General features: G+C 33.1%; 8 protein-coding genes and 1 pseudogene. 1 reads left to right on the top strand and 8 read right to left on the bottom strand.

Annotated features, from left to right (window positions below):
- The first annotated feature begins 382 nt into the window (after window positions 1-382).
- A complete protein-coding gene (locus B6K90_RS21400; RefSeq protein ID WP_088014750.1) occupies window positions 383-1,597 on the top strand; it encodes an IS110 family RNA-guided transposase in 1,215 nt (404 codons plus the stop codon).
- 179 nt (window positions 1,598-1,776) lie between these two features.
- On the opposite strand, the pseudogene B6K90_RS21395 reads toward B6K90_RS21400, so the two are convergent.
- The 8 genes and pseudogenes from B6K90_RS21395 to B6K90_RS21365 form a co-directional block, all read right to left on the bottom strand.
- Window positions 1,777-2,428 (bottom strand): annotated as a pseudogene (locus B6K90_RS21395) (SpoVR family protein); the annotation flags it as partial.
- 321 nt (window positions 2,429-2,749) lie between these two features.
- Entirely contained in the window at window positions 2,750-3,415 is a 666-nt protein-coding gene (locus B6K90_RS21390) for a DUF2642 domain-containing protein (protein ID WP_088014749.1), read from the bottom strand.
- 36 nt (window positions 3,416-3,451) lie between these two features.
- On the bottom strand, window positions 3,452-4,807 hold the full coding sequence (locus tag B6K90_RS21385; RefSeq protein ID WP_088014748.1) for an arsenic transporter: 1,356 nt from the start codon (window positions 4,805-4,807) through the stop codon (window positions 3,452-3,454).
- A 413-nt stretch (window positions 4,808-5,220) separates the two neighbouring features.
- Entirely contained in the window at window positions 5,221-5,886 is a 666-nt protein-coding gene (locus B6K90_RS21380; protein ID WP_088014747.1) for a DUF2642 domain-containing protein, read from the bottom strand.
- Window positions 5,887-6,184: 298 nt separating this feature from the next.
- On the bottom strand, window positions 6,185-6,328 hold the full coding sequence (locus tag B6K90_RS23895) for a hypothetical protein (RefSeq protein WP_167555461.1): 144 nt from the start codon (window positions 6,326-6,328) through the stop codon (window positions 6,185-6,187).
- A 490-nt stretch (window positions 6,329-6,818) separates the two neighbouring features.
- Window positions 6,819-7,112 carry a putative quinol monooxygenase gene (locus B6K90_RS21375; protein ID WP_088014746.1) on the bottom strand — a complete coding sequence of 98 codons (294 nt, stop codon included), beginning with the start codon at window positions 7,110-7,112 and terminating at the stop codon, window positions 6,819-6,821.
- Between the two features lie 48 nt (window positions 7,113-7,160).
- On the bottom strand, window positions 7,161-7,799 hold the full coding sequence (locus B6K90_RS21370; protein ID WP_088014745.1) for a nitroreductase family protein: 639 nt from the start codon (window positions 7,797-7,799) through the stop codon (window positions 7,161-7,163).
- A 26-nt stretch (window positions 7,800-7,825) separates the two neighbouring features.
- A complete protein-coding gene (locus B6K90_RS21365; protein ID WP_235821885.1) occupies window positions 7,826-8,278 on the bottom strand; it encodes a MarR family winged helix-turn-helix transcriptional regulator in 453 nt (150 codons plus the stop codon).
- Window positions 8,279-8,378: the final 100 nt, after the last annotated feature.

The raw sequence follows: 8,378 nt of genomic DNA, 5'->3' as shown, positions 1-8,378 counted from the left end.
GGCGTTACCCAATCATTTGATTCTTCGATATAATCCTTCAATTCCGAAAGGAACTGTCTAGCCTTTACCAGAGTAATGTAACCATTCTCTATTTAAGCTAGAAACATTTCGCACAACTAATCTGCCATTTAGCCACCCATGCAGCGCAAGCGCTGCACCACAGCGAATGAAAAAGAATAAAAATCGTCAATACTGCTTCTATGGCTGGGTGAGGAAGGTCGATCAACTATGGTGCCATTAGAGCCCATCATTTAGTCTGACTCCAACGATCACGGTGCATCACAGTCTGTCGCTCCCTTACGGGAAGCACTCATGGTAGATTAATCCTATTCTGATTTTTGCACCAGCCCCTACTTTTAAAGCCAAAGGAAGGATGAATTCAATGGAAGTTATCATTGAACGAGTTTGCGGAATGGATGTTCACAAGGACAACATTACTGCCTGTATTATGACACCAGAAGGAAAGGAGATTCAAACGTTTTCAACGAAAACAATATTTTTAATAAAATTGATGGATTGGATAAAATCACATGGGTGTACCCATGTCGCAATGGAAAGTACAGGTGTGTATTGGAAACCCATTGTTAATTTAGTTGAAGCTGAAGATTTAGAAGTTTTTGTCGTCAATGCACAACATATGAAAGCTCCTGGACGAAAAACTGACGTAAAAGATGCAGAATGGATTGCCCAACTTCTCCGTCATGGGTTACTAACAGCCAGCTTCATTCCCAATCGACAACAACGCGAATTAAGAGAACTAGTTCGATATCGTAGAAGTATAATTGAAGAACGCTCTAGACAACTTAATAGAATTCAAAAAGTACTGGAAGGTGCGAATATTAAACTGGGCTCTGTTGTTTCAGATATTATGGGTGTTTCATCTAAAGAAATGCTTTACGCTATTGCAGATGGAGAAGAAGATCCTACGAAACTAGCAAGTATGGCTCGTCGCTCATTAAAACGAAAAAAGGATGAACTTGAGCTCGCTCTACGAGGTTATGTTAATCCTCATCAACGTATGATGCTGAAAACAATATTAACTCACATTGATTTTCTAACTGAACAAATTGAAAAACTCGATTTAGAAGTAACCCAAAGAGTAAGCTCTTATCAAGAAGACATAGAACGACTGGACTCAATTCCAGGTATCGCTACACGTATGGCTGAACAGATACTCGCCGAAATTGGAACAGATCTAGAGAACCAGTTTGGGAGTGCACCCCGATTATGTTCCTGGGCAGCATTAGTTCCTGGACATAATGAAAGCGCTGGTAAAAGGAAATCAACTAAATCCAAAAAAGGCAACAAGTATTTTAAAGCAGCCTTAACTGAAGCCGCACATTCTGTGGGTGCATCCAAAAACTACCTTGGAGCAATGTATCGAAGAACAGCAGCACGAAAAGGTAGGAAAAGAGCAGGAATAGTAGTAGCACATGCCATGTTAAGAATCGCCTATTATCTTCTGACCAGGAAAGAAATGTACAGAGACTTAGGAGAAGATTATTTTGACAAACAAAAAGAAGCATCAATGGTCCGTTATTCAGTTCGAAGACTCGAAAAATTAGGGTATTCTGTATCGATCGAAGAAGTCTCTTAATCCATCAACCACTAATATATTTTTTACTGCTAGACGCCTTTTAAGACGTCTTCTTTAGTTATGCAATTTTTCACATGGATACCGTAAGGTTTTTTCATGGTAGTTACATAAGGTTCACTTACCGAAAAAGAATTCTATACTTTCTAATCCATAAAGAAAACCACCTATAAAAGGTGGTCTCAAATATACTTCCGATGAATATTCTTTCCATCATAACTAAACAACACAGACTTATTCTCAATATTCGTCTCTAAATGAACCCCTCTACCCCACAACTGATGAATATAAGGCATTACCTTCTCAACGTACTTCACCTCAAGCTCCATAGTTTCATAGGAATGCTTCAAATAAAGCTCACCATTTTTTAAATACTCCCCTTCTTGAAATACAATATAAGGGAATCCTCCATTTACTCTACTAACTACAAGTTGATCTCGTACATTCTCCCATGCCTTATCAGTAACTTTTATACTCCTTACCTTGTCGCTGGAATAGATACATATCTTCACGCATGACAAGGTCTTTCGTTAAGTAGTTTCGTATAAAGGAACTATCAGACTCTAACTCACGTACTTCAAACATTTTTTCTCTACCGCTGCCAGGTTTAACACCTAATTCTCTCATTTCTTTCGTGGGATCATTATATCGCTCTTCAATATCTTCAAACATTCTTAGTCCTAAATAATACGGGTTAATACTTGTTTTAGAAGGTTGAACTACTCCTGCATTTAGTTTTGCGTATTCGATTGCTTCATTTGAATCAAGATTTAATTCACGCATTATTCTTATATGCCAATAACTTGCCCAGCCTTGTTTCATAATTTTCGTCTCATGTTATGGCCAAAACAGCCTCTTTTCGTAACATAATTCCCGTTGTACATTTATCTAATTCAAGGCTATTTTCTTAAATAAAATGTAAATCAATTTCTGATTCAAGCGGGACCATGCCCGATAATAGAAAAACCCTCAACGCCAAAACGTCAAAGGTCGATTTAATTACTATACTGACATATATACTCTCCTAAAAATTAGTTTTTCAAATAGATCCACATCATTTGTGATAATGAAAACCGGAAGAAACATCAGTGTAATTAATGGAAGAAGATTGGCAATGAAGTGGAAGATAAAAAATCTTTTTACGAAATTCATCGGCTATGGTATGTGATAAGATTTAATATGATTAAGTCTCAATAATGTTATCTCTCCATTTGCAGCTACTAATTCAATTACACCATCCTCCACTCTCTTGAGCAATCCAATTTTCATTGGATCAAGCCCTCCATCAAATACGATAAATTTCCCCTCTTCTTTTTTTAATTGTGAATCAATTAAACGTGAAAATGGCATATTAGATGGATTTACTGGTAATAATTCGATTTCTAAGTTATAGGGATGTGCATTATGATCGTATGGTGTTAGCCATTTTAAATGCGCTAATGGGATATATAACATTTTAAAAACTGGTGAATAAAACACGATATAGTCACTTAATACGTTTGTAATATACCCATGAAATGTGATGTTCCCAGAAACATAAATTTCAGCAAAAATTCCTTTTGCATTCATTAATATTTTTCGATAAGATACTGTCCCAATATCTTCTGCAATTGAAGGTGTAATAGGCTCATCTATTTTATCTTTAAAGTTGTTACTAAGATTAACCCTATGGACGTGAAACCATGGAATATAATAATATTTTTGCCCATTGTATAAAACTAAGACGTCTTTACCATAATCAGTTAGAATCCCTTCAAAATAATTCCCACCTGATAATTGCACATAAATTTTTTCTCCAAGTAATGATTGTACATCACTCACCTGCATCTCCTCTTTCTAGTAGATTGATATTGTTTATTAGGCGAAAATTAATTGCACCCAATAAAATAGTAGAAATAGCGTTACGATTGTTGTTAATGGGATGACGATTAATGATACATTTAGATAATCCCTCCATTTTACTTTAATTTTATTTTGTTTTAAGATGTGCATCCAAATTAGGGATGCTAAAGTACCTACAGGAAGTAATAGTGATCCAATGTCACTACCGATTATATTAGCTAGATAAATCGTCTTTAATGTAATTGGATCAAGCCCCATTTCTGTCAATGTAATGGTTCCAACCATTAGAGCAGGATGATTATTAAACAAATTAGATAGGATTGAAACTAATCCACCCATAATAAAACTTGCTTGTAATAACCCTTGATTAACGATTGGTTCACAGAATTCTACTAAGGCTGCAGTTAAACCAGCGTTATGGAGACCATATATAATCACATACATCGAAAATGCAAAGACTAAAATATGCCAAGGCGTCTTTTTCAATATATCAACAGGGCTTGTCCGTAAGTGATACCATCTCCAAGTTAATAAGGCGAGCGAACCTAAAACTGCTACATATTGAATCGGTATTCCAAGAAATGAAGCGACGAATAATAAGCAGCGCATTAGGAAAACAAATCCTAGTACCTTTAACATAAATTTTGTTCTTTTTTGTTTTGTTTCTACTGACATTTTTCCTTTTAAAGGATGAAAGTTTTTAATAAAAAATGACTCTTCAATATCATCTGTAGACACTGGCAATCGTTCTGGTAATTTATTTTTTAATACCATGTACATTAGCCATGACATAAAAAGTAATCCTGTACTTGCAGGGACAAACATCATAGCCGTGTGCATATAAAGAGTCATATGAACAATTTTTAATGCGATTAAGTTTACGATATTACTTACACCGATCGGTGCACTGGAAGCTGTAGCAATTAATGCTCCGCTGAGAAGATATGGGATTTGTTGATGTGGTTTTAACCGTAAATTTTTTAATAGGAGAATTAAAATCGGAGTTGTAATTAAGATACTACCATCATTATTAAACAGCAGTGTCATCAAAAAGCACAAAAGCTGAATATACCAGTATAATCTGCGCCCTGACCCTTTTGCTAAACTTGCTAGCCTAGCTGCAGACCAATGGAAAAACCCAAAACTTTCTAAAATAATCGCCATTACAATCGTTGCGATAATTGTAATAGAAGCTTCACCAATTTTGTGCACAATATCAATTAAATTAGTTTTTGTTACGATCCCAGTTACTAAAATAATGGCTGCTCCAACTGCAGCAGGCCATGCTTCATTTAAACCTTTTGGTCTCCAAAAAATAACCGCCATTGTTAATAGAAAAACACTAGCACTTATTAGAATCTCGAAATTCAATAAAACTCACCTTCTTATAAAATATTTTCCAATGAAACTTGTCCATTTGTTATATTATTATTCAAATATAACAATCATGTTTTAGGTTATTTCATTAAAATATGAAAGATGGGTGTTTTACCTATATAATACAAATGTCCCATAGAGATAAATGACTATAATGACAATTGCCCTTAGTAAGGGTACATCAAATATCGTAATTAGAAGATATACCACCAACTTTTGAGTTAACTTAATTGAGCAAGACATTGAGTTTTAGTCGTTTAAACTAGTAATTTTTTATTTAGTTTATATTATGCTTTGACGATTAAATAAAAAAAGAGAAGCTCTAGGAAAAGAGCATCTCTTTAAAGATGTCAGTAAAATCCATATATCATTGAATCATTCTGGATCAAATCGTTGATATTTTTTAGTTAAGGTAAATGAACGGACTTTACATGGTTAAGTCTTAAATAGACGATTTCTCCACTTGCAACTGATAGTTCAATTACACTATTTTCAATCGTATTAAGCAAACCAATTTTCATTGGATCATTCCCACCATCAAAAATAACGAGCTTTCCTTCTGCTTTTTTTAATTGAGATTCAAATGAGCGCACAGGGGATATATTCGATGGATTAATTGGAAAGTTTGCATTATCAATTGAATATGGTGTCACATTATCGTGGTAAGGTGAGAGCCACTTTAAATGAGCTAATGAGATATACATCGTTTTAAATACAGGAGAATAAAAAACGATATAGTCACTTAGAACATTTGTAATATAACCATGAAATGTTAAATTACCCGTAACATATATTTCTGAGAAGATCCCTCTAGCATTTGTTAAAATTTTTCTGTAGGATATTGATTCAATTTCATTTGCAATTGAAGGTTCATTAGGGGTATTTACCTTATTTTTAACATGTTGACATAAATGTACTCGATGAACATGAATCCAAGGAATATAATAATATTTTTGTCCATTATATAATACAAGTATGTCTTGTCCTGCATCTGTTAAAATACCTTCAAAAGCAATATCTCCAGATAAAAGTACAAATACTTGTCGATCTATTAATGAATCTATATAACTCAACTTTTCTCCCCCCTTAATTAAAAACGTTCTCCTCTTATAAAAAGTAAATGATGTGCTACCCAAATCGTACATTTATTTATTTCTACAGTTTTACTTTTATTCTTTTTTTATTTAAGATATGCACTGAAAAATGTGATTTGTTGTTGATTGAATATGTGAAAAAACATTTAATTTTTTACTTTAGAATCAAAACAGTAGTTTATGGTCAGTTAACCAATATATTTCGGCTAATAATATAAAAAAAGTAACCTTTAATACCATCCGGAATGAAGGGTTACTTTTTTACAAAATACCATATTTATAAAACCTTTTTATATTCATACACATCACGTTGATAACGCCCTTGCTTCTGCATAACTTTAAGATACGCTTCAGCTGCATAGATCATTGCACCTTCATTTTTAATAATCGTAATAAACGCTTCGTTGACGTCTTTCGTCATATACTCCTTACAGGTCATTTAGGTGTATTTAATCTAATTATTATATTTGTTATTTTGGTATTTTCTTTTTAACTCGTGTTGCTGACCCAATCATTCAGAATTAGCGAAAACTACGAATTACTAAAAAGAGATAGGAGGGTGTCCTAAAAATAGGGGAACCCTCTTTATTTTTGGGGCCGTGTTTAATTTTTATGATGATAATTTAAATCTTTAGAAAGGCTTTGAAGTTTCAAAAGAGAAGGTAATAGTTTCCTCATTTTCAAATTCAAGAAAGATGAGCCAGGGTAGCGATAAAACGTTGGTATAGGTGCACATGTTGTTAAAAAAAGATTGAAAAAGAGAGTGTTTAGTCATTAACACTCTAGACTTAAGATAGGTTTAATTTACATTACGACCCTAATTTATTACTGGCTCTTATAGATTAATTATACGTTTTAACTAGATTTTTCTCTTCTTGTATATTTTCTAACACAATTTTATTTTTGATAAATTACTTTATTTTATTTGCTTCATAAATATTTATTTGAATAGGCGCTGTAAGGTAATCTTTAGCTTTTTTTGCAAACGCTGTAAAATGAGCACTTGTATTATGTGCAGTTACAGCATTTAAATCTTGCCAAATTTCGACCATGATGTATTCATTTTCCCTATCCGTTTGTTTTGTCAAATCGTATGAAAGATTACCTTCTTCTGCTCTTGATAATTCTAATAGCGAGGTCATTCCCTCTAAAAATAACGTTTCTTTTGCTGTATCAATCGTCATTTTCGCATGGATAATAATCATGATATTTACCTTCTTTTCATTGTGTTTTTTATATATTATTTTTATTTTTTATTTCCACTCTGCTACACGTTCAACTGGTAAACGCACAGATTGATATCCTGCATCAACTGCTTTACCAATTGATATCAACATAACAGGAACATATCGGTTTTTATCCATACCGAATGCTTCTGCAATTTTGTCTTTTTCGAAGCCACCGATTGGACAAGTGTCATAACCATAAGCACGAGCAGTTAGCATAAATTGCATTGCTACCAATCCACCATCAATTAAAACAGTATCTTTCATTTGCTCTGTTGTACTGTTTGCAAAGAAACCACTAAGTGTTTCTAGTTGCTTCTCTTTAACGTCTGCTGGCATATAACCTAATTCAACTGCACGACCATATATTTCTTCAGCATAGTCAAAATTATTTAAGTCCCCAAATAGGGCAATCATCGCAGAAGAAGTTTCAACTTGTGATTGATTAAATCGAGCTAATGGAGCTAATATAGCTTTTGCTTCATCACTTTCAATTACTAAAAATCTCCATGGTTGCATGTTTACTGAAGAAGGAGCTAAAGTAGCTGTTTCTATTATTTCATGCATTTCCTCCACTGGGATTTTAAGATTTGTATCATATTTACGGATTGAGCGTCTTCCTTTTAAAATATCGTTAAAATTATTAGTTAATATTGTCGTAGTCATTGTTGTATTCTCCTCTTTACTAATTTTTAATTATCTTTTAGATTATCTCGATTTGAATTGATATGGTTCATATTTATTTGTATACGGTTTAAATATTCAAGTGTTAAGTCAATTTCTTCATTTGAAAAGCCAATAAGCATGTTCTCGACAAACTCTACTTTTTCTTTCCATAAACAAGACATTTGATCTTGTCCCATTTGTGTTAATCTAACTAAGGTTATTCTGTTATCAGTCTCACACTTTCTTCTAGTGATTTTTCCATTTAACTCAAGTTGTTTTAAATGTCTAGTAATTGCAGCACTATCAATCTTTAAAGTTTTTTGAAGTTGAGATTGACTAATTTCACCGTACTCAAACAATTGATTTAAAATTTCTAATCGTGATTGACTAATACCCATACATTTTTCAAATGTTGTTTCTATTTGAACTTTTAATTCTTTTAATAGTGATAATACTTCTGTTTCTTTTGTTTTGGGCACGCGCTACCTCCAAAAAATAAGATTAATGATTATTAACTGTTAATAATCATTGATATATCAATAATTGATAGGTCAATCATTGATATGTCAATTAATATAC

Source organism: Gottfriedia acidiceleris (assembly GCF_002128425.1).
Lineage (GTDB): Bacteria > Bacillota > Bacilli > Bacillales > Bacillaceae_G > Gottfriedia > Gottfriedia acidiceleris.
The sequence above is the reverse complement of the archived record's forward strand: the minus strand, read 5'-3'. Positions and strand labels throughout refer to the sequence as shown.